This is a genomic window from Bradyrhizobium sp. 26S5, assembly GCF_036923295.1.
GTDB lineage: Bacteria > Pseudomonadota > Alphaproteobacteria > Rhizobiales > Xanthobacteraceae > Bradyrhizobium > Bradyrhizobium septentrionale.
The window spans coordinates 6,221,495-6,241,769 of record NZ_CP145948.1; the positions used below are offsets into that span (position 1 = coordinate 6,221,495).

Sequence of the window (20,275 nt, forward strand, 5' to 3'; positions counted from 1 at the left end):
CCCTCATCATCACGCGCGCGTGGCGGCGACCTGCTCGAAGACCTTGCCACGGGTCTCCGGCAACATCAGCACAGCGACCAGCACCAGCGAATAGGCGAAGGCCGCATCGATCCCGATCGCCGCACCAAGGCCGATGTGATCGCTGAGATAGCCGACCAGGAACGGGAACGCCGCAGAGACGATGCGGCCGAAATTGTAGCAGAAGCCGACGCCGGTGCCGCGCACTCCGGCCGGATAGAGCTCGCTGAACAGCGCCGCCATGCTGGCGGGAATGCCCGCCGAGAAGAAGCCGAGCGGAAAGCCGAGCACCAGCATCTGCGAATTGGAGAGCGGCGCGAAGATGTAGACCAGCACCGTCACGACGCAGGCGGCGGCGAACAGCGTCACATTGGCGCGACGCCCGATCCGGTCGCTGATGATCCCTGACACCACGCAGCCGCAGAAGAACGCGACGATGATCACGACAAGATACGCGCTGGAGCCGAGCACCGAGAGATGCCGCACCTCGCGCAGATAGGTCGGCAGGAACGTGGTCAGCGCCGCATAGCCGCCATGGGCGCCGATGCCGAACAAGCCGCCGATCAAGGTCGCACGCAGCACGTCGCGGTGAAAGATTCCGGCGAGCGTGGCGAAGAATGGCGGCTCGGCCTCGCGCGACGCGGCGCGCGGCGGCTCCTTCAATCCGCGGCGGATGTACAGGATCAAGAGCGCCGGGATCAGGCCGACCGCGAACAGGATACGCCAGGCGATCTCGGCCGGCGCATAGGTGAAGACCAGCGCCGACAGCAGCACGGCCGCGCCCCAGCCGACCGCCCAGGCGCTCTGCACCGCGCCGAGCGCCTTGCCGCGATGCTCGGCGCGAATGATCTCCGCCATCAGCACCGCGCCGCAGGCCCATTCGGCGCCGAAGCCGATGCCCTGGATCGCCTTCAGCACCAGCAGCTGGGGGTAGCTTGTCGCGAAGGCGCAGGCGAAGGTCGCCAGCGCAAAGGTCGCGACCGTGATCTGCAGCGCCTTCACCCGGCCGAAGCGGTCGCCGAGCGCACCGCCAAGCCAGCCGCCGAACGCGCCGAAGAACAGCGTGACCGAGCCAAGCAGGCCGGCGTCGGCCTTGTTGATCCCGAAGGCTGCAATCAGCGCCGGAATGGCGAGGCTGAACATCTGGACGTCGAGCGCATCTAACCCCCAGCCGCCAAAGCTTGCCCAGAAGGTACGCCGTTCGAGCGGCGAGCATTCGCTGTACCAGTTTGCCATCATTCCTCCCTGTGATTTTTGTCTGTTGTTGTGTTTGACTGCCGCGCTCACCTGATCTCGGCGTGGTAGCGGAAGCGATCCGCCGGCCCGCGCGAGCGGCGCCATTCGATCGGCCGCCGCTCCAGATCGAAGGCCAGGCGTTCGATCACGATCAGCGGTGCGTTGGCCTCGAGCCGCAGCAGGCGCGACTGCATCTCGGTCGCGATCTCGACGGTGAGGATTTCATCGGCCGAGACCACGACCTGGCCACAGCGGTCCTCGTAGAGCGGATACAGCAAGTCGCCGAACTCGGAGGTCGCGAGGGCGAGGATCGCCTCGAACCGCGATCTCTCGAGCCAGATCTCCTCGGCCAATAGCGGCACGTCGTCGATCAGCCGCAGCCGCGACAGGCTGATCACGGGCTCACCCGCGGGAATGCGCAGCGCCGACGCCACCGCCGAGGTCGCCGGCATCGCCTTCCGGCGCAGGATGCGGCTCCGCGGCACGCGGCGCTCGCCGCTTTCGGACTGGAAGTGGAAGAAGCGGAACAGCGAGGAATTAAACCGCGCGCGGCGCACGAAGGTGCCGCGGCCCTGCTGGCGCTCCAGCACGCCGTCGTTGACCAGCTGATCGATCGCCTTGCGCACGGTACCGATCGCGACGCCGTAATGCGCGCCGAGCTCGGCCTCCGATGGGATCAGGTCCCCCGGGCGCCATTCATTGCGGTTGATGCGCGCGGCGAGATCGTCGCGGAGACGCTGGTAGCGCGGCAGGCGGTCGTCGAGGGCTGAATTCATCTAGTCATCTATATGAGTATATGACTAGAGGTCAATCACTACTTTGATACCTCCATCTATTTCCGATAGTGGCGCCTACCCCAGCTGCCAGACGGGCACCGGGTGCTCGTAACCCCTGACCGGGATCTCGCCGCGCGAGACGGCGTCCTTGCATTCCTCGCCGAGCGCGTCGCGCACCGCGGACGAGATCAAAAACTGCGAGCCGAGTTCCTTGTTGAGCGCTTCGAGCCGGGCGGCGAAATTCACGGTGTCGCCGATCACGGTGTATTCCTTGCGCCGCGGCGAGCCGATATTGCCGGCCACCACCTCGCCGATATGGATGCCGATCCCGATGCGCAGCGGCCAGCTCGACGCTGCGTTGGACCGTTCATTGGCCGCGAGCATTTCGCGCGCGGCGGCGACCGCCTGATGCGCGGCATCGCCGGCCTCGAACGGTGCGCCGAACAGCGCGAGAAAGCCGTCGCCCAAAAACTTGTTCACGATGCCGCCATGGCGATCGAGGATCTCGACCAGCACGGCAAAGGCGCCGTCGAGCCTGTCAACCACCTCCTGCGGCGAGCGCGTGCGTGCGCCGGCGGTGAAGCTGCGGAAATCGACGAACATCACGGCGACGCGCCGGATGTCGCTCCCGGTCGAGGCGCCTTCCGTCATCAGACGTTCGACCACCTGCGGCGAGACGTGCTGGCCGAACAGGTTGGTGATGCGGTCGCGCGCGGTGGCAGCCATGATGCTGGCGCCGAACTGAAGCCGCAGTTGCCGGCCGACGGCGCCGGCAAGGATGCCCGAGACCAGAATCACGACGCTGCGGGCGGCGTGATAGAAGAAATCCGGCGCGGGATCGAGCGTTCCCTCGGGGCGATAATACATCGCCATCCAGAACAGCTGCGAGGCCGCGACGAGGCCGGTGAACGCCGACAGCCAGAAATCGAGCCGCAAGGTCGAGGCGATGATGAAAATGAAATAGACCAGCGGAGCGACCCAGCCGAGCGCCGCGACCGGGCCCATACTGTCGATATGCAGCGCAAGCGCGACGGTGGGCATCGACGTCTCGATCAGGGCGCCGACATAGCGCCTGAACACCGGCAGGTCGCGGTCCTGCTTCATGTGCCTGGTGATCGCGCCATGCACCCACAATTCGAACAGGATGAACGGCGCAATGACGGAATAGAGATAGGACGGCTTGAAATTTCCGTGCCACACCCGGACCAGCGCTTCAGGGGCAATTAGGTAGATCGTACACGTGATCACCGAGAATCCTGCGGCAATGGCGATCAGCACCTTGATGCGGAGCAGCTCGGTGGTCATCACCTCGCGCATCAGGGCGTGATGGAAATCCGTTGCGACTGTCGCGCCGCTTCCCGCGCTGTCCTTATTACCCCAGAACCCGGCCATTTCCCCTCGCCCGTCATTCCGGGGCGCGAAGCGAACCCGGAATCTCGAGATTCCCCGATGCGCAATTGCGCATCTGCGGTTCGCCTCTTCGAGGCGCCCCGGAATGAATTGTCACGTCCATTCTGCCTCAATCCAGCGTGCGGCGGAAGCGCGTCACGGCCACCGTCATGGCGAACAGCATCAGGGCGACGAGTGCGATGGTGTCGTATTGCAGGTTCTGCATGGCGGCGCCCTTCAGCATGATGGCGCGGACGATGCGGACGAAATGGGTCAGCGGCAGCCCCTCGCCGATATATTGCGCCCAGACCGGCATGCCCGCGAACGGAAACATGAAACCGGACAGCAGGATGCTCGGCAGGAAGAACATCATCGAGAGCTGCATCGCCTGCAGCTGATTCTGCACGATGGTCGAGAATGTGTAGCCGATCGACAGATTGGTGGTGATGAACAGCGTGGTCAGCAGTGCCAGCAGCGTGAGGCTGCCGAGGATCGGCACGCCGAACAGCACGATGCCGATGGCGATGATCAGCGTGGCCTGAATGAAGCCGACCAGCACATAGGGGATGATCTTGCCGAACATCACCTCGACCGGCTTGATCGGCATCGACAGCAGGCTCTCCATGGTGCCGCGCTCGATCTCCCGTGTCACCGACAGCGCGGTGAAGATCAGCATGGTCATGGTCAGGATGGTCCCGACCAGGCCGGGCACGATGTTGAGGCGCGAGTCCGCCGCCGGGTTGTAGCGGGCATGGGCGCGGATCTCGAACGGCATCTCCGGCGGATCGCCGATGTGCAGGTCGTGCGCCAGCGCCGACTGCACCAGCGGCCCAAGCGCGCCGAGCGCAGAGCCCGACGCCACCGGGTCGGTGGCGTCGGCCGCCACCAGCAGCGCCGGCTTGTCGCCGCGCCGCACCGCGCGCTCGAAGCCGCGCGGGATCTCGACGCCGAACAGCACCTTGCCGGATTGCAAGAGATCGTCGAACTCCGCGACGGTGTGGACCTCGCGGGTGAAACGGAAATAGGCGGTGTTCTGCATGGCCTTCAGGATCGAACGCCCGAGATCGCTGTCCTCCTGGGTCAGCACCGCCGTCGGCAGGTTGCGCGGAGTGGTGTTGATAGCGTAGCCGAACAGCGTCAGCTGCATCACCGGCAGCATGATGATCATGGCGAACGAGACGCGATCGCGGCGAAGCTGGATAAATTCCTTGACCAGCATCGCGTAGCTGCGCCGCCAGAAGCCGAATGCAGGCTCCCTGGTCTCGTCATTGTGGATCGTGTCCGTTGCGCTCATCGGAACCTATCCTTGAAAATTGTCCTTGGAGCGACCCATCAGGTCGATGAAGACGTCTTCGAGCGACGGCTCGCTCGCCTGCCAGCGCCACTTCAGATTGTCGCGGTAGGGCGCGATGGCGGCCTCGAGCGCGGCCTTGTCGCGGCCGGAGACGTGCAGGCTGGTGCCGAACGGCGCCACCATGTCGACGCCGGGCTTGCCCGTGAGCTCGGTCATCAGCCCGTTGAAATCCTCGCCCGTCACCGTCCAGGTCGACAGCGCGGAGGCTGCGATCACCTCGTCCACGGTGCCGTGCGCCAGCAGATGGCCATAGGCGATATAGGCGATCTCGTGACAGCGCTCGGCCTCGTCCATGTAATGGGTCGAGACCAGCACGGTCAGGCCGTCGGCGGCGAGCGCGTGGATCTCGTTCCAGAAATCGCGCCGCGCCTTGGGATCGACGCCAGCGGTCGGCTCGTCCAGCAGCAGCAATTGCGGATTGGGCAGCGTGCAGGCGCCGAGCGCAAGCCGCTGCTTCCAGCCGCCGGAGAGATTGGCGGCAAGCTGCTCCTCCCGGCCCTTGAGGCCGATGCGCGCGATCATGTCGCGCGCGGCGCCGCGCGCATCCGGCATGCCATAGAGTCGCGCCACGAATTCCAGGTTCTCGCGCACCGACAGATCCTGATACAGGCTGAAGCGCTGCGTCATGTAGCCGACCTTGCGCTTGATCTTGTCGGCATCGCGCCTGATATCGTAGCCGAGGCAGGTGCCCTCGCCGCTGTCGGGCGTCAACAGGCCGCACAGGATGCGGATGGTCGTGGTCTTGCCGCTGCCGTTGGGACCGAGGAAGCCGTAGATCGAGCCGCGCTTGACCTGCATCGACAGGTCATGGACCACCTCGCGCCCGCTGAACGATTTGCTCAGGCCCTTCACATCGATCGCGATGCCGGATGCGTTGGGCCGCGCGCTGGTCGGGCCGCTATTCATCTGCGGTCCGCCAACGGCGTCTTGGGATTGAGGTAAATGCTGATCGGCTGGCCGACGCGCAGCACATCGGGCCGGCTCGGCCGCGCCTGGATCAGATAGACCAGCTTGTTGCGCTCATCGAGGCTGTAGATCACCGGCGGCGTGTACTCCGCCGTGGTGGCGATGAAATAGATTTTTGCGGTGAGATCGGCGGCGCAATTGTCGCAGGTCACTCTCACCTCGTCGCCGAGTGCGAGCTTCGGCAACTCGGCCTCCGACACGAAGAAGCGCAGCTTCATGTTGCCGGGCGGCATGATCGACAGCACCGGCCGCTGCGCCTGCACCATCTCGCCCTCGCGGAAATAGATCTGCTGGATCGCGCCTGCGATCGGCGCAAAGCCCTTGCGGCGGTCGAGCCGCGTCTGCGAGCTCACGACGCGGGCCTCCGCGACGCGCAGCGCCGAGAGCGCGGAATCCAGATTGGCCTGGGTGCCGGCGCCGGTGCCGCGCAGCGAGGCCGCGCGGTCGTAGCTCTGCTGGGCGTTCGCCAGTGTCGCGTTGTTCTGGTTGAGATCGGCGCGCTGCAAATCGTCGTCGACCGAATAGAGCTGATCGCCCGGCTTGACCTCGTCGCCCTCACGCACATTCAGCTTGGTTACGCGGCCGGACTCGTCCGGGCTGACGAAGATCATGTCGGCCTCGACCCAGCCCTGGAAGCCGGGATCCCGCTTTTCCTGACAACCGGCCAGCGCCGCCGCCAGCGCGACCACGGTCAGAAGCTTCATCATGAGCGACGAGGTCATGTTGTCCTCCGTTCGCCGAAGATCAGATCGAGATGCACCTTGAACATCGCGAGCCCGTCGAGCGGCGCGTGCCGGGCAAACAGGCTCTGCCAGATCACCGCGACGATCGCGGGCGCCACGACCAGTTGCGGGAATTGCCCGAGCTCGCGGTGCTTGATCTCGCCGCGCGTGATCGCGAGCTGGACCAGCGCCTTCATGCCGGCGAGGCCCTTCGACACCACCTCGCGGAAATAGAAATCGGCGATCGCCGGAAAACGCGGCCCCTCCGAGACGATGAGCCGAATGATGTCGCCGCGCCGGGTCGAGACGATCTCGCGGATGAAGGTCTCGGCAAATCCCTCCACCGCGTCACGCACGGGACCGGTGATCGTCGGCAGCGCGGTCATGCGGCCGATCAGCGGCACCAGCGCGGTGCGGATCAGCTCCTCGAACATCGACTCCTTGTCCTTGAAGTAGAGGTAGAGCGTGCCCTTGGCGACGCCCGCCCGCTTGGCGACGTCGTCGAGCCGGGTCGCGGCAAAGCCGCGCGCGATGAACTCGTCCATCGCCGCCTCGACGATCGCCGCGCGCCGCTCCGCCGATTTCTCGGCGCGGTTCGCGGCCAGCTTCGGCTCGGACAGTTTGGCCGAGGTGATTTTCGGGACCCTCGCCGCGGCGGCCCGGATGGTGGTCCGGCGCCTGGCAGGCGGGGTGCGGGTCAGCTTTTTCATGCGCTTGGTCATGCTCGTATTATGACTGACTGGTCAGTCATTGTCAATATGATGGAAGAAGACGTCCCGTGACGTTAAGTGTTCCTACCCGCCGGCAGGTCGTCAGGACGCGCCTGAACCCCATCTCTCGCCGTCATTGTTCGGTGTCATCACCCGCGCATGCGGGTGATCCAGTATTCCAGAGACGTCAGTGCTTGAGTCGAGAGGCCGCGGCGTACCGGATCGCCCGGTCCCGTCTACGCCAAGGCTTCGACGAGGCCACGAAGCCCCGGCACGGCGAAGCTTTAGCGAAGGCGGCAAGCCGGGCGATGACAGTGCGGGTGGGGACGCAGTTTTACGTTCTCGCGGGTGCAGCGGGAGCTGATACAAGCGATCGGCGGGGGAAACACCAATGAGCGATTGGTTACACAACCTTTCTGTGCCGTGGATGGCCTTCATCGTCTTCGGCTTCACCTATCTTCTTGCCATTCTTGTTTTCGCAGGCGTTGCGATCCTGTCGACCAAGGCGCGAGCACCGTCATTCAAATCGATCTCTCCCGGCGTGTTGCCGGTGCTCGGCATCATCTTCGGCCTGTTTGTCGCCTTCACCGCGGCACAGGTCTGGAATGACAGTGATCGCGCCACCGCGGCGGTGAGCCGCGAAGCCAGTTCGCTGCGGGCAGTCATCCTGCTCGCTGGCGGCTTGCCGCCGGAGCAGGAGGCGCGCTTGCGCGACCTCGTTCGCGACTACGTCGAAGAAACTGTCGCCGTGGAATGGCCCATGATGGCGCGCCAGGCGGCTTCACTCAAGGCGGCACCTCCCGCACTGACCGCGGCGTTGCGGCTTGTCGTGTCCATGCCTGCGCAAAGCCCTGGCCAGCAGACGACGCAGCACGAGATCATCACCGCGCTGAATTCGGCGCTTGATGCGCGACGACAACGGATCATCGTCAGTCAGTCGGAAGTCAACTCGGTCAAGTGGTGGTGCCTCTACCTCCAGGCCATCTGCGAGTTGCTGGTCATTGCCCTTGTTCACTGCGACAATCGGCTGGGATCGGCCATCGCGATGGGACTGTTCGCGACGGGGGCGGCCACATCGGCTCTGCTGATTGCCGCGCATGATCGGCCATTCACGGGTCAGATATCGATTGCGCCGACGCCGTTGCTGCAAATCATGCCCGACAAGGAGGCGAGCCGATAATCGCCGGCCTGCACCGGTAGATCCGTAGGATGGAGCGGCTTGTTCGCCGTAGCTCGCAGAGCGAAGGCGGAAGCGATACCCATCATTCGCGCCGCGGACATGATTGATGGGTTTCGCTACGCTCTACCGATGCTACGCCCGCAGCCCGCTACGTGTGAAACTTCAGCCCATCGAGGATCTTGTCGACCACCTTGCGCTCGGCGCGAAAGGCAAGGCCGACCAGGTTGAGTTCGGTGCGCGCGACCGCCTTCACCACCTCGCGGTTGGCGGCATCATGCGTGGTCCTGAACATGTCCTCGGTGTAGAGCGCCGGCCGCACGTCGCGCGCCAGCGCGCGCTCCAGCGCTCGCGACAGCTGCGCACGGTCGGCGCCGTAGATCAGGATCGGCTGGCCGATCAGGGAGAGATATCTGGTCCCCGAGCCGTCCTCGTAATTGTCGCCGATACATTCGGGAAACGAAGCCGCGATGCCACCGGCCAGAAAGGACGCCACGTTGAGCTTCTGCCAGACTTCCAGGTCGGTGCGGATCACGACCGCGATCTTGGTGTCGAACTGCATCGTGGGAGTTTAGCGGCAACACGCCGGTTCAGACCAGTCCCGGCGATGCAAACCTTGCCTTCATATTCGCAGCAGCCGGACGCTGCTTTCTCCTCGCTGCATCGCGCGGCTCCATGATAAGGCTCGCTCGCGGCCCCTGCCCTGAGGGTTTGACATGCGAATTTTGCTCGCGCTGCTGCTGTCGTTCGTCACCGTCGCGCATGCCGAGGACCGCGGCCTGCTGCCCGGCCTGATCGCCGCGCCGCTGCTGTTGCCCGTCAACATCTCCGGCAAGGACCTGACGCTCGACGCTTACGTCATTCGCCCGGATCGGCCCGGCCGGTTTCCGCTGGTGATCATGACGCATGGCACGCCGAGCGGCGGCGAAGGCTTCTTCGATAAGATCACACGACGCACGCCGATCAGCTTCAACCTCGCCGCTGTCGCACTGGCGCAGCGCGGCTACGCGACGCTCTCCATCATGCGCCGCGGCTTCGGACGATCGGGCGGCGGCTATTCGGAGGGACTGCCGGCGCCCTGTGACTACACTTCAGGGGTGCGCATCGGCGCCGACGATGTCATCGCGGCGATCTCAGCGGTGCGCAATGAGCCCTGGGTCGACGGCGATCACATCCTGCTGCTCGGACACTCCACCGGCGGGCTGACCATGCTCGCCGCCGCGGAGCGCAATCCGGCCGGGGTCGTGGGTATCGTGAACTTTGACGGCGGTTACCACTCAACGGTCAAGCCAGGCGAACCTTGTGCGCCTGAGCGTCTCGTCGAAACCGTGGCGGCGCTCAGCCGCGCTGTGCGCGTGCCCGCGCTCTGGCTCTATGCCGAAAACGACCAGTTTTACGGTCCCGATCTGGCGCGCCAGATGTTCGCCGCCTACACGGCCGGCGGCGCGCCGGCCCGACTGCAGATATTGCCGCCCTTTGGCAAGAACGGCCACGACCTCGTCACCGAGGGCGCGGCCAGCAGATGGCTGCCGATCGTCGAGCCGTTCCTGGCCGAACTGAAGCTGCCGAGCGCGGTTGCGATCGATCTGCCGGAGCCCGCCGCGCTTCCTGCACCGCCCGGTCTTTCGCCGGGCTGCCAGAAGATGTTTGCCCGCTACACCAGCTATCGCAGCGATGCCAAGGCCTTTGCCGTCGACGACAAGGGCGGCTGCGGCTCCAGCAACGGCCGGGCGGTCGCCGAAGCGCGCGACAATGCCATCGCGGAGTGCTCCAACAAGGACAGCGCGTGCCATGTCTATGCCGTTGGACAGCACGTTGGCGAGAACTGAACGGCGCTGGATGCTCCAGCACCAAATCCCTGAACCTGCCTTTCCCCGCCCGCGACAAACGGGCGGGCATGCGGCTTCGCGATGCCCGAACCTTGTCATTCGGACCTCATCGATGGCGAAACGCCGTTCGTCAAAGTCTTCCGCCTGGATGATCGGCGCCGCCCTCGCCCTGGCTTGGCCAGCGGCGCATGCGCGCGCTGAGACCGCGCTGGATACGAGATGCACCGGAAAGCCTGACGTCGCTTGGGACGTGCAAGTCGCGGGATGTACCGAGGCAATCACGTTAGGCAAGTTCACCGGCAAGGATCTCGCAAAAGCCCTCACCTCCCGCGCCCAGGCCTATGCGCAGACCGGCGATCTCGACCGCAGCCTCGCCGATATCGAACAGGTGATCCGGCTCGATCCGAGCGATGCCTTTGCGGTCGGGGCGCGCGGCGACATCTATCTGGTGCGGAAGGATTACGACCATGCGCTGGCCGACTACAGCAAGGCGGCCGCGCTCGCGCCCGACTTCGATCTCGCCTTGATCGGCCGTGGCATCGTGTTTCTCGCAACCGGCAAATACGACAATGCGGTCGCCGATTCGATTCAGCGCTCCGGCTGCAACCGGCCTCCGCCGCGGCGCTGTACTGGCGCGGCATCACCAAACGCCAGCAGGGCGATGTTGCGGCCGGCGAGGCAGACATCGCGGCGGCGAAGAAGATCGACCCGCACGTCGACCGCTAGAACGCGATGAGTCGGGTCGAATAGCGACCGCGACGGGGCTGCGCTCCCTCTCCCCGTTCTTTACGGGGAGAGGGTCGGGGTGAGGGGCTGTCTCCGCGCATTCGGTGATGGCTGCATTTGCGGAGACTCGCCCTCACCCGGAACGCATCCTGCGATGCGTTCCGACCTCTCCCCGCACGCGGGGCAAGGTGATGCGGAGTCCGTTGGTCTACCCCTTGGCGTCGCAGGCCCAGGCGCGGATCACGCATTCCTTGCCGCCAAATTCGTAGCACTTCTTGGTCGCGGCATTCAGCGAGCTCGAGATCTTCGGCGCCACCGCATAGCCGTGCGCGCCGCAGGGATTTTTCATGTCGATCGCGAGCGCGGCACAGGCGCGCTTCATGGTCACGGTGGTGCAGTCGCCCTTGCACTGCTTCAGCGCCGCGGCACGCGCCGCGCCCTCCGCCGGATAGTCATAGGCCTGGCCATAGGCACCGCATTTGCCGACCGCGAACGCGCCGGCCGCGTGAGCCTTGGGGACAATATTGTCCACGGTGAAACGCGTGGCGCCAATCAGCAATGTCAGGACAAGAATCGTCAGCGCGCGACGCTGCGCGGCGGCGGTCGAAATGATCAAAGCGGAAATCCCCCAGAACCCGGCGCGGACTCTACGCGGGGGTCGTTTCCAGATGGTGAATGACGGGTTGAGAGCGAGTCCAATCCACTCGTCGTCCCGGCCTAGTGCGCAATTGCGCACGGGGGGCCGGGACCCATAACCACAAATGCAGATTGCCTTGCGAGGCTGAGGAGCTTCCCCGGCGACAACAACGTTCGGTGGTAATGGGTCCCGGCCGCCGTGCGCAATTGCGCACTAGGCCGGGACCACGGCGGATGGAGCTATCCCCGCCTTGCCGCTTCCAGCGCCTGCGGCGTATCGATGTCGAGGAAGGCGCTGTTGCCTTCGACCGGGACCTCGGCGACCACCTCGGCATGCTTGGCGATCAGATGACGGGCGCCGATGTCGCCGTCGAGCGTCATCAATTCCCTGAAGAAGCGCCGCGACCACAGTACCGGATTGCCGCTGCGGCCCTCGCTGACGGGGACCGCGATCAGATGGCCGCGGTCCGGCTCGAAGGTCTCGATCAGGCGGTCGATCAGTTGCGCATCGATCAGCGGCATGTCGCCGAGGCAGACGATCGCGCCGTCGGCGGCGTCGGAGACCGCGCCGATGCCTGATTTCACCGAACTGGCGAGGCCACCGGCGAAATCCGGATTGCGGACGAACTTCACCTTGAGATCCGCCAGCGCTTGCTCGACCAGGTCGGACTGATGCCCGGTGACGACGATCACCTCCGAGGCCTTCGAGGCCAGCGCCTGCTCGGCGACGATGCGCACGAGCTTCTTGCCGTCGAGCTCAGCGAGCAGCTTGTTCGGGCCGCCCATCCGGGTCGAACGTCCCGCCGCGAGCACAATCGCCGCGACGTTGCGGTTGCCTTCGGTGTCCGGCACGGTGCGCGGCTGCGGCCGCGTCACGATCTCCATCAACAGGCCGCCGACGCCCATGCCGGTGAGATCCGACCGCGTCACCTTGATGCCGGCGAGCAGCCGCATCAGCACCCAGTCGAAACCGTTCTCGACCGGCGAGCGCGCACAGCCCGGCGCGCCGAGCACCGGCACGCCGCCGGCGCTGCCGATCAACAGCAGATTGCCGGGATCGACCGGCATGCCGAAATGCTCGATCGCGCCGCCGATCTCGGTGATCGCGGCGGGAATCACGTCGCGGCGGTCGGCGATCGCCGATGCCCCGAACACGATGACGAGCTCGGCGCCCAGGCCGAGCAATTCCTTGATCGCGGCCGCCAGCACGGTCTCGTCATGCGGCACGCGGCGCTCGGCAATGATCGTGGCACCGGCGGGCGCGAGCCGCTCGGCGGTGACGCGCAGCGTCTTGTCGATCACCTTCGGCGCGAGGCCCGGCAGCAGCGTCGAGACCACGCCGACCTTTTTGATCACATAGGGCGCGATCCGCAAAGTGTCCTTGCCGGCGACCGCGACGGCCGCGTCGCGCAGCCGTCCCTCGACGCCGAACGGGATCAGCTTGACGGTCGCGATCATCTCGCCTTCGACCACCGGCTTATACGCCGCGAGCGTTGCGAAGGTGATGGCCTCGTCGACGCCATTGATGCGATCGACGGCGGCGCGGTCGACCACCAGTACGCCGGGGCGCGCCGCGAACAGATTGGCGCGGCCGGTGAAGGCGCGCTCGACATTGACGCCCTCGCCCGCCACCGCCTGCGCGATGCTGGCCGCCGCGACGTCCTCGGAGACGTCGCCCTTCTCCAGCCGCACCACGACGACGTCCTTGACGCCGGCTTTGGTCAGCGCCTCGACCTCCGCCTCGCCGATCGTGGTGCCCTTCTTGAGCACCAGCGCGCCCTGGCGGAGCGTATGCACGGTGACGCCGCCAATCGCGTCGGCCGGACTGGCGGGACCGAACTTCATGCCGCTTCTTCTTTTTCTTTTGGAGGCAGACGCAGCTGCGCGGTGATCTCGGCCATGATCGCAACCGCGATCTCGGACGGCGACACCGCGCCGATGTCGAGGCCGATCGGCGCGTGGATGCGCGCGATGTCGCTGTCCTTGGCGCCCTGCGCCCGCAGCCGCTCGGCGCGCTTGGCGTGCGTCTTCCGCGAGCCGAGTGCGCCGATATAGAAGCAGTCGCGATCGAAGGCGTGCAGCAGCGCCGGATCGTCGATCTTGGGATCATGCGTCACCGCGACGAACGCCGTATAGTGATCGACGTTGAGCGGCGGCAGCGCGACGTCGGGCCATTCGGCGACCAGCGGCACGTCGGGGAAACGCTCGGGGCTCGCAAACGCGGTGCGCGGATCGACCACCGTCACGTCATAGTCGAGCGAGCGCGCCAGCGGCGCCAGCGCCTGGCTGATATGGACCGCGCCGATGATCACGAGTTTTGCCGTCGGCGCGTAGACGTTGAGGAACAGTTTTTTGCCTGATACCTCGACATTGCCGCTCTTGCCCATCCGCAGCTGCTTGGAAAGCTCGGCGCGCAGCGGATCGGCGGCGATGTCCGCGGCCTTCACCAGGCGCTGCTCGCCGTTGGCGGTGTCGGTGACGATGATGACCGGGCGGCGCGCGGCGCGCTCGGCGTTCAGCTCTTTCAGGACCTCGAGTTTCACGGCTAACCGACCTTCTCGACAAACACGCGGATGGTGCCGCCGCAGGACAGGCCGACATTCCAGGCCGTCTCGTCGGCGACGCCGAATTCAAGCATTTTTGGCTGGCCGCTCGCGATCACGTCGAGCGCCTCGGTGACCACGGCGCCCTCGACGCAGCCGCCGGAGACGCTGCCTAAGAAGGTGCCGTCGTCATTGATCACGAGGCTCGAGCCCGCCGGGCGCGGCGCCGAGCCCCAGGTCTCGACCACGGTGGCGAGCGCCACGCCATGGCCCTGTTTCTGCCAGGTCTCGGCGGCCTGCAGGATGTCTTCGTCGCGGTTCAGCATGGTGGCCTCCTGCTTATGGGTCAGGCTTCTTAGGCTACGGAACGGATCAGGCTGCGGTGGTGCGCCGGCGGCGGCGACGACAGCGCCCCGATCAAGCCCTTGATGGACGTCAAGTTATGCACCGGGCGAAATTCGTCAACGTGGGGCAACATCATTTTGATGCCCTGCGCCTTGGCCTCGAAGCCGGAATAGCGCAGCAGCGGGTTGAGCCAGATCAGGCGGCGGCAGGAGCGGTGCAATCGGTCCATCTCGAAGGCCAGTTTGGCATCGGCCTCCCGTTCTAGTCCATCGGATATAAGGAGGACGATGGCGCCCTGCCCGAGCACCCGGCGGGCCCAGAGCTGGTTGAAGGTGTGCAGCGAGGTCGCGATCCGCGTCCCGCCGGCCCAGTCCTCGACCGAGGACGAGCAGCTCGCCAGCGCCTCGTCGGGGTCACGCTGCCGTAATGCCCGCGTCACATTGGTCAGGCGGGTGCCGAACAGGAACACCGAGACCCGCTTGCGGGCGTCGGTGATGGCATGCAGGAAGTGCAGGAACAGGCGGGTGTATTCGCTCATCGAGCCCGAGATATCGAGCAGCGCCACGATCGGCGCCGGCTTCTCGATCCGGCCCAGCTTTCTGATGTCGATGATCTCGCCGCCGGTGCGCAGCGAGTTGCGCACGGTGCGGCGCATGTCGAGCCGCAGCCCCCGCGCGTCCGGCTGGTAGCGGCGGGTGACGAGCTCGGCCTGCGGCAGCCGCATCTTGGCGATCTCTCTGACGACCTCGGCGATCTCGGCCGCGGTCATCTGCGCAAAATCCTTCTTCTGCAGCACTTCCTTGTCGGAGACCGAGAGTTTCAGCTCCTGCTCCTGGGCCTGCGGCCGCTCCTCGTGCCGCGCCGGTTGCGCTAATGCCTCCTGGACGCGGCGCGAGGCCGGCGGCGGCTTCTTTTTGGCGTGATCCGGCAGCGGCACCGAATCCAGCATGCTCTTCCACTCCTCGGCGGCGCGGAAAAACAGCGCAAAGGCCTGGCGGAAGATCAGCGCATGCTCGTGGCGCTTGACGAAGATCGCTTCCAGCGTGGCGTAGAAATCGCCGCGGTGGCCGACCTCGATTAGCTGCAGCGCGTCGAGCGCATCGATCACCGAACCCGGCCCGACCGGGAGCCCGGCCGCCCGCAGCGCGCGGGCAAAGCCGACTACGTTGTCGGCCATGTGGCCGGTCGGAGGCGCGAGGTGGTTGATCGCCATCGTAATCCATTTCCCGTCGTTCGGGGGCACGCGCAGCGTGAACCTCAGGTGCGCAATTGCGCACCGGGGAACCTCGAGATTCCGGGTTCGATGCTTCGCATCGCCCCGGAATGACGGGCGTTGTTATGAGGCGAGCCTTACGTCTCGCTCGTCGCTTCCTTCAATGTCTTCTGCAACGCATCGCCCTGCATCCGCGCGATGTCGTCCTGATACTTGAGCAGCGCGCCCAGCGTGTCGCCGACCACCTGTGGCGTCAGCGAGCGCGCGTCGAGCTCGGACAGCGCGGTGGCCCAGTCGATGGTCTCGGCCACGCCCGGCGACTTGTAGAAATCCTGGTTGCGCAGCGCCTGCACGAAGCGGACGACCTGCTGCGACAGCTTTGCGGAGATACCCGGCACCCGCGACTTGACGATCGCGAGCTCGCGCTCGGCGATCGGATAGTCCACCCAGTGATAGAGGCAGCGCCGCTTCAGCGCGTCGTGGATCTCGCGGGTGCGGTTGGAGGTGATGATCACGATCGGCGGCGCCGGTGCCTTCACGGTGCCGAGCTCCGGGATGGTCACCTGGAAGTCGCTGAGGATTTCCAAGAGATACGCCTCGAACGCCTCGTCGGCGCGGTCGAGTTCGTCGATCAGCAGCACCGGGGGACCTGCGACGTCGGGCTCGAGCGCCTGCAACAGCGGCCGCTTGATCAGGAAACGCTCGGCGAAAATGTCGCTCGCGAGCTGGTCGCGATCGGTGTCGCCGGAGGCCTCCGCCAGCCGAATTGCGATCATCTGCGCCGCGCTGCTCCACTCGTAGACGGCGGAGGCGACGTCGAGGCCCTCATAGCATTGCAGGCGGATCAGCTTGCGCCCGAGCGCCGCCGACAGGACCTTTGCGATCTCGGTCTTGCCGACGCCGGCCTCGCCTTCGAGGAACAGCGGCCGGCCCATGCGCAGCGCCAGATAGGTCACGGTCGCAAGCGACCGTTCGGCGAGGTAGCCGCGCGACGTCAACAGCTCCTCGAGCGCATCGACGGAAGTGGGTAACGCCGATGCACTCATGGAACAGCCAGTCTTCGAACAGGGGTTAGCAGTGTCACGCCTTGGTACTTAGCCCTTGGCGGTCGCGGCTTCCACCGCTCTGCGCGCCAAGACGCCGATCAGATGCGCGCGGTATTCCGCACTGCCGTGCAGGTCGCTGTTGAGTCCATCGGCCGGAACCGGGATGCCGTCGAGCACCTTGTGCGAGAACCGCTTCTTCAAGGCGTCCTCGAACGCGGTAACGCGGAACACGCCGTCGGAGCCTGCGCCTGTGACCGCGACGCGGACATCGGACGGACGCTTGGCGACGAACACACCGACCAACGCGTAGCGCGAGGCCTGGTTGCGGAATTTCACATAGGCCGCCTTCTTCGGCAGCGGGAACATCACCTTGGTGATGATCTCGTCAGCCTCGAGCGCGGTCGAGAACAGGCCCTGGAAATACTCCTCGGCCTTGAGGCGGCGCTTGTTGGTGACGATGGTCGCGCCCAGCGCCAGCACCGCGGCCGGATAGTCGGCGGTCGGGTCGTTGTTGGCGAGCGAGCCGCCGATGGTGCCGCGGTGGCGCACGGCGGGATCGCCGATCATGCCGGCAAGCTCGGCCAGCGCCGGGATCGCCTCGCCCACGATCGCGGAGTTCGCGACCTCGGCGTGCTTGGCGGTGGCGCCGATCACCAGCGAGCGGCCCTTCATCTCGATGGTGTCGAGACCTTCGATATGGGAGAGGTCGACCAGATGCGGCGGGCTGGCGAGCCGTTGCTTCATCACCGGCACCAGCGTGTGACCGCCGGCGATCAGCTTGGCGTCCTCGTTCTTCACCAGCAGATTGGCGGCCTGCCGCACGGTGCCGGGACGATGATATTTGAATTCGTACATTGGAATGTCCTGATCGCAGATCGCGACGAATTGCTGATTAAGCGAGGTCCGACTTCGCCATCGCCTTGGCGCCGGCGGCGATCGAAGCGACGATGTTCTGGTAGCCTGTGCAGCGGCACAGATTGCCTTCCAGCTCCTCGCGGATCACCTCGTCGGAGAGGTCGTGGCCCTTGCGATGGACGAGGTCGACGGCGGTCATGATCATGCCCGGCGTGCAGAAGCCGCACTGCAGGCCGTGATGCTCGCGGAAGGCCTCCTGCATCGGATGCAGCGGCGCGCCGTCGGCCGCCAGCCCCTCGATGGTCTTGACTTCATGACCATCGGCCATCACCGCAAGCGTCGTGCAGGACTTCACCGCCTTGCCGTCCAGATGCACGACGCAGGCGCCGCACTGCGAGGTGTCGCAGCCGACATGCGTGCCCGTCAGCCGCAGATTTTCGCGCAGAAACTGGACCAGAAGGGTACGGGGGTCGACATTCGCGCTCACGGGATTGCCGTTCACGATCATTGAAATCTTGGCCATCAGCACTCTCTTATCTGCCCCACCGCATATCGGCGAAGCAGGCGGTTTATAATCATTCCAGACGGCATAATATGGGCGCGTCCCGCGATGGGCAACCGTTCGAGCCACCCATCCAGGACATAGCGGGAAGGCATGGCCGGACCCTAATCATCCAGCCGAAAGGCGGGGCTAACCCTGCACGGCTTTGGCGAAATTTGCAAAGAATTCGTCCGCTAGCTTCTTGGCGGCGCCGTTGATCAGGCGCTGGCCGAGCTGGGCGAGCTTGCCGCCGATCTGCGCCTCCACGTTGTAGCTCAGAAGCGTGCCGCCATCCTTGTCGGCAAGGCCGACGGTGGCGCCGCCCTTGGCGAAGCCGGCGACCCCGCCCTCACCTTCGCCTGATATCTTGTAGCCGTTCGGCGGATCGAGATCGCTCAAGGTGACCTTGCCCTTGAAGCGGGCGGAGACCGGGCCGACCTTCATCTTTGCGGTGGCGCGGAAGCCGCCCTCGTCGGTCTTCTCCAGCTCTTCGCAGCCGGGAATGCAGGCCTTCAGCACCTCGGGATCGTTGAGCTTGTCCCACACAGCCTGGCGCGCCGCCGCAAGCTGGACTTCGCCGGTCATTGTCATGGCCATGGGGGACCTCCTCGATCGCTAGAACCTTTTCCCCCAAGTAAAGCAGCCGGGGCGCAAAGGAAAGGGCACCTTCGGAGGATGAGCGATGCATATTCGCACCGCAGCAAGACCCGTCCGCCGTTCACAAAATCGCGCAATCCGCGCTGTTGAAAATAGCGGCAGCGGCGGGGCATTGGCAGGAGCGCGCGACAGTGGTTAGGTCGCGCGCCATGAGCACAGCCCTTTCTCCCCTGCTTGCGCCGATGCTGTCGAGCGCCGCGATGCGCGCGGTGTGCGACGATGCCGCCATCCTGCAGAACATGCTGGATTTCGAAGCCGCGCTGGCCCGCGCCGAGGTCGCCTGCGGCGTGATTCCTGCCGCTGCGGCCGGCCCGATCGCCGCCGCCTGCAAGGCCGAATCATTCGACCTCGCCGCGCTGGCCGACGCCGCGACGCGGTCGGGCAATCTGGCCATCCCGCTGGTGAAGGCCCTGACCGCCAACGTCGCCAAGAAGGATGCCGAGGCGGCGCGCTATGTGCATTGGGGTGCGACCAGCCAGGACGTCATCGACACCGCGACGATGCTGTCGTTGCGTGCCGGCATCGATGCGCTGCTCGCCGACCTCGACCGCGCCGTTGCCGGTTTTGCCAGGCTTGCGCGCGCCCATCGCAATACCGCGGTGGTGGCGCGGACCTGGCTGCAGCACGCGCTGCCGATGCCGTTCGGACTCAAGCTCGCCGAATATGCCGCGGCCCTGCATCGCTCCCGCAAGCGGCTGCAACGGCTGCGCCGCGAGACGCTGGCGCTGCAATTCGGCGGCGCCGCCGGCACGCTCGCCGCACTCGGCGACAAGGGTCTGGTGGTCGCCGCGCAGCTTGCCAGGGAGTTGGACCTGCCGCTGCCGGATGCGCCCTGGCACACCCATCGCGACCGCATCGCGGAGGCCGCGTCGGTGTTTGCCATCCTCGCCGGCAGCTGCGGCAAGATCGCACGCGACGTTTCGCTGATGATGCAAACCGATGTCGGCGAGGCGTTCGAGCCGGCCGGCGCCGGCCGCGGCGGCTCTTCCACCATGCCGCACAAGCGCAATCCCGTTGCTGCCGCGAGCGCGCTGGGCGCCGCGACCATGGCGCCGAACCTCGCCGCCACGATCTTTGCCGCGCAGGTGCAGGACCATGAGCGCAGCGCCGGCCCGTGGCATGCGGAATGGCCGACATTGCCTAGCCTGATGCTGGTGACCTCAGGCGCGCTCGCCGCGATCGTCGATCTCGCCGAGGGCCTCGAGGTCGATGCAGCGCGCATGCGGAGCAATCTGGAGGCGACCGGAGGGCTGATCATGGCGGAGGCGGTCGCGATGGCGCTGGCCGAGACGATCGGCAAGAGCGATGCCCATCATCTGATCGAGGCCGCCAGCAAGCAAGCTGTCGCGGAGAAAAAGCATCTGCGTGACGTGCTGTCGTCAGATGCAAAGGTCACCGCGCATCTCGACGCCAAGCGAATCGCAGAACTGTTCGAGCCGATGGCCTATCAGGGCTCTTCGCAAGCGCTGATCGACCGGTTGCTTGCGACGCTGGACGAAAATTAGCACGGATGTCATTGCCGGGCTTGACCCGGCA

Annotated in this window: 21 protein-coding genes; 4 read left to right on the plus strand and 17 right to left on the minus strand. The window is 65.8% G+C overall.

Annotation, left to right across the window (positions count from 1 at the left end):
- Window positions 1-9 precede the first annotated feature (9 nt).
- The 7 genes from V5279_RS29325 to V5279_RS29355 all read right to left on the minus strand — a co-directional run bounded on the left by V5279_RS29325 (window position 10) and on the right by V5279_RS29355 (window position 7,183).
- Window positions 10-1,254: an MFS transporter gene (locus V5279_RS29325; RefSeq protein ID WP_338690551.1), complete on the minus strand. Its 1,245-nt coding sequence runs from the start codon at window positions 1,252-1,254 to the stop codon at window positions 10-12.
- Window positions 1,255-1,301: 47 nt separating this feature from the next.
- A complete protein-coding gene (locus V5279_RS29330) occupies window positions 1,302-2,030 on the minus strand; it encodes a GntR family transcriptional regulator (protein WP_338690553.1) in 729 nt (242 codons plus the stop codon).
- Between the two features lie 75 nt (window positions 2,031-2,105).
- Window positions 2,106-3,422: an adenylate/guanylate cyclase domain-containing protein gene (locus V5279_RS29335; protein ID WP_338690555.1), complete on the minus strand. Its 1,317-nt coding sequence runs from the start codon at window positions 3,420-3,422 to the stop codon at window positions 2,106-2,108.
- Between the two features lie 127 nt (window positions 3,423-3,549).
- The gene (locus V5279_RS29340; protein ID WP_338690557.1) at window positions 3,550-4,713 is read right to left on the minus strand and encodes an ABC transporter permease; all 1,164 of its coding nucleotides are present in this window, start codon (window positions 4,711-4,713) and stop codon (window positions 3,550-3,552) included.
- A 6-nt stretch (window positions 4,714-4,719) separates the two neighbouring features.
- A complete protein-coding gene (locus tag V5279_RS29345; RefSeq protein ID WP_166306202.1) occupies window positions 4,720-5,679 on the minus strand; it encodes an ABC transporter ATP-binding protein in 960 nt (319 codons plus the stop codon).
- A complete protein-coding gene (locus tag V5279_RS29350) occupies window positions 5,676-6,461 on the minus strand; it encodes an efflux RND transporter periplasmic adaptor subunit (RefSeq protein WP_338690561.1) in 786 nt (261 codons plus the stop codon). The genes V5279_RS29345 and V5279_RS29350 overlap by 4 nt, the downstream gene beginning before the upstream one ends.
- On the minus strand, window positions 6,458-7,183 hold the full coding sequence (locus tag V5279_RS29355; RefSeq protein WP_338690563.1) for a TetR/AcrR family transcriptional regulator: 726 nt from the start codon (window positions 7,181-7,183) through the stop codon (window positions 6,458-6,460). The genes V5279_RS29350 and V5279_RS29355 overlap by 4 nt, the downstream gene beginning before the upstream one ends.
- Before the next feature lie 415 nt (window positions 7,184-7,598).
- On the opposite strand from V5279_RS29355, the gene V5279_RS29360 reads away from it, so the two are divergent.
- Window positions 7,599-8,351: a DUF4239 domain-containing protein gene (locus V5279_RS29360; RefSeq protein ID WP_338690565.1), complete on the plus strand. Its 753-nt coding sequence runs from the start codon at window positions 7,599-7,601 to the stop codon at window positions 8,349-8,351.
- 148 nt (window positions 8,352-8,499) lie between these two features.
- Here the strand turns inward: V5279_RS29360 and V5279_RS29365 are convergent, their stop codons facing one another.
- Window positions 8,500-8,910 carry a DUF2000 family protein gene (locus V5279_RS29365; RefSeq protein ID WP_029081602.1) on the minus strand — a complete coding sequence of 137 codons (411 nt, stop codon included), beginning with the start codon at window positions 8,908-8,910 and terminating at the stop codon, window positions 8,500-8,502.
- A gap of 154 nt (window positions 8,911-9,064) precedes the next feature.
- On the opposite strand from V5279_RS29365, the gene V5279_RS29370 reads away from it, so the two are divergent.
- Window positions 9,065-10,177 (plus strand): alpha/beta hydrolase family protein, encoded by a 1,113-nt coding sequence (locus tag V5279_RS29370; RefSeq protein ID WP_338690567.1) that lies wholly within the window; start codon window positions 9,065-9,067, stop codon window positions 10,175-10,177.
- Window positions 10,178-10,289: 112 nt separating this feature from the next.
- On the plus strand, window positions 10,290-10,913 hold the full coding sequence (locus tag V5279_RS29375) for a tetratricopeptide repeat protein (RefSeq protein ID WP_338690570.1): 624 nt from the start codon (window positions 10,290-10,292) through the stop codon (window positions 10,911-10,913).
- A gap of 198 nt (window positions 10,914-11,111) precedes the next feature.
- Here the strand turns inward: V5279_RS29375 and V5279_RS29380 are convergent, their stop codons facing one another.
- From V5279_RS29380 to V5279_RS29420, 9 genes are all read right to left on the minus strand, one after another.
- On the minus strand, window positions 11,112-11,462 hold the full coding sequence (locus tag V5279_RS29380) for a DUF4189 domain-containing protein (protein WP_338701434.1): 351 nt from the start codon (window positions 11,460-11,462) through the stop codon (window positions 11,112-11,114).
- A 317-nt stretch (window positions 11,463-11,779) separates the two neighbouring features.
- Window positions 11,780-13,384: a molybdopterin-binding/glycosyltransferase family 2 protein gene (locus V5279_RS29385; protein WP_338690572.1), complete on the minus strand. Its 1,605-nt coding sequence runs from the start codon at window positions 13,382-13,384 to the stop codon at window positions 11,780-11,782.
- Window positions 13,381-14,082, minus strand: a complete 702-nt coding sequence (locus tag V5279_RS29390) for an XdhC family protein (protein WP_338690574.1) — start codon at window positions 14,080-14,082, stop codon at window positions 13,381-13,383. The genes V5279_RS29385 and V5279_RS29390 overlap by 4 nt, the downstream gene beginning before the upstream one ends.
- Before the next feature lie 2 nt (window positions 14,083-14,084).
- On the minus strand, window positions 14,085-14,408 hold the full coding sequence (locus V5279_RS29395) for an XdhC family protein (protein WP_021077800.1): 324 nt from the start codon (window positions 14,406-14,408) through the stop codon (window positions 14,085-14,087).
- 29 nt (window positions 14,409-14,437) lie between these two features.
- Window positions 14,438-15,640 (minus strand): VWA domain-containing protein, encoded by a 1,203-nt coding sequence (locus V5279_RS29400; protein WP_338690585.1) that lies wholly within the window; start codon window positions 15,638-15,640, stop codon window positions 14,438-14,440.
- Between the two features lie 137 nt (window positions 15,641-15,777).
- A complete protein-coding gene (locus V5279_RS29405; RefSeq protein WP_029081610.1) occupies window positions 15,778-16,686 on the minus strand; it encodes an AAA family ATPase in 909 nt (302 codons plus the stop codon).
- 48 nt (window positions 16,687-16,734) lie between these two features.
- The gene (locus V5279_RS29410; RefSeq protein ID WP_166298090.1) at window positions 16,735-17,541 is read right to left on the minus strand and encodes an FAD binding domain-containing protein; all 807 of its coding nucleotides are present in this window, start codon (window positions 17,539-17,541) and stop codon (window positions 16,735-16,737) included.
- A gap of 37 nt (window positions 17,542-17,578) precedes the next feature.
- The gene (locus V5279_RS29415; RefSeq protein ID WP_166298091.1) at window positions 17,579-18,064 is read right to left on the minus strand and encodes a (2Fe-2S)-binding protein; all 486 of its coding nucleotides are present in this window, start codon (window positions 18,062-18,064) and stop codon (window positions 17,579-17,581) included.
- Between the two features lie 168 nt (window positions 18,065-18,232).
- Window positions 18,233-18,679, minus strand: coding sequence for a carbon monoxide dehydrogenase subunit G (locus tag V5279_RS29420; protein ID WP_338690593.1), 447 nt, complete (start codon window positions 18,677-18,679; stop codon window positions 18,233-18,235).
- A gap of 209 nt (window positions 18,680-18,888) precedes the next feature.
- Here V5279_RS29420 and V5279_RS29425 point away from each other — a divergent pair, with 209 nt between their 5' ends.
- Window positions 18,889-20,244, plus strand: a complete 1,356-nt coding sequence (locus tag V5279_RS29425) for a 3-carboxy-cis,cis-muconate cycloisomerase (RefSeq protein WP_338690595.1) — start codon at window positions 18,889-18,891, stop codon at window positions 20,242-20,244.
- The last annotated feature ends 31 nt before the right edge of the window (window positions 20,245-20,275 follow it).

What these genes read in the sequence shown, in the direction of transcription:
- V5279_RS29365 (WP_029081602.1), bottom strand. Translation starts at nt 8,910, where the DNA reads ATGCAGTTCGACACCAAGATCGCGGTCGTGATCCGCACCGACCTGGAA.
- V5279_RS29370 (WP_338690567.1), top strand. Translation starts at nt 9,065, where the DNA reads ATGCGAATTTTGCTCGCGCTGCTGCTGTCGTTCGTCACCGTCGCGCAT.
- V5279_RS29415 (WP_166298091.1), bottom strand. Translation starts at nt 18,064, where the DNA reads ATGGCCAAGATTTCAATGATCGTGAACGGCAATCCCGTGAGCGCGAAT.
- V5279_RS29345 (WP_166306202.1), bottom strand. Translation starts at nt 5,679, where the DNA reads ATGAATAGCGGCCCGACCAGCGCGCGGCCCAACGCATCCGGCATCGCG.
- V5279_RS29405 (WP_029081610.1), bottom strand. Translation starts at nt 16,686, where the DNA reads ATGAGTGCATCGGCGTTACCCACTTCCGTCGATGCGCTCGAGGAGCTG.
- V5279_RS29410 (WP_166298090.1), bottom strand. Translation starts at nt 17,541, where the DNA reads ATGTACGAATTCAAATATCATCGTCCCGGCACCGTGCGGCAGGCCGCC.
- V5279_RS29375 (WP_338690570.1), top strand. Translation starts at nt 10,290, where the DNA reads ATGGCGAAACGCCGTTCGTCAAAGTCTTCCGCCTGGATGATCGGCGCC.
- V5279_RS29340 (WP_338690557.1), bottom strand. Translation starts at nt 4,713, where the DNA reads ATGAGCGCAACGGACACGATCCACAATGACGAGACCAGGGAGCCTGCA.
- V5279_RS29395 (WP_021077800.1), bottom strand. Translation starts at nt 14,408, where the DNA reads ATGCTGAACCGCGACGAAGACATCCTGCAGGCCGCCGAGACCTGGCAG.
- V5279_RS29400 (WP_338690585.1), bottom strand. Translation starts at nt 15,640, where the DNA reads ATGGCGATCAACCACCTCGCGCCTCCGACCGGCCACATGGCCGACAAC.
- V5279_RS29385 (WP_338690572.1), bottom strand. Translation starts at nt 13,384, where the DNA reads ATGAAGTTCGGTCCCGCCAGTCCGGCCGACGCGATTGGCGGCGTCACC.
- V5279_RS29350 (WP_338690561.1), bottom strand. Translation starts at nt 6,461, where the DNA reads ATGACCTCGTCGCTCATGATGAAGCTTCTGACCGTGGTCGCGCTGGCG.
- V5279_RS29425 (WP_338690595.1), top strand. Translation starts at nt 18,889, where the DNA reads ATGAGCACAGCCCTTTCTCCCCTGCTTGCGCCGATGCTGTCGAGCGCC.
- V5279_RS29360 (WP_338690565.1), top strand. Translation starts at nt 7,599, where the DNA reads ATGGCCTTCATCGTCTTCGGCTTCACCTATCTTCTTGCCATTCTTGTT.
- V5279_RS29330 (WP_338690553.1), bottom strand. Translation starts at nt 2,030, where the DNA reads ATGAATTCAGCCCTCGACGACCGCCTGCCGCGCTACCAGCGTCTCCGC.
- V5279_RS29335 (WP_338690555.1), bottom strand. Translation starts at nt 3,422, where the DNA reads ATGGCCGGGTTCTGGGGTAATAAGGACAGCGCGGGAAGCGGCGCGACA.
- V5279_RS29325 (WP_338690551.1), bottom strand. Translation starts at nt 1,254, where the DNA reads ATGGCAAACTGGTACAGCGAATGCTCGCCGCTCGAACGGCGTACCTTC.
- V5279_RS29420 (WP_338690593.1), bottom strand. Translation starts at nt 18,679, where the DNA reads ATGGCCATGACAATGACCGGCGAAGTCCAGCTTGCGGCGGCGCGCCAG.
- V5279_RS29355 (WP_338690563.1), bottom strand. Translation starts at nt 7,183, where the DNA reads ATGACCAAGCGCATGAAAAAGCTGACCCGCACCCCGCCTGCCAGGCGC.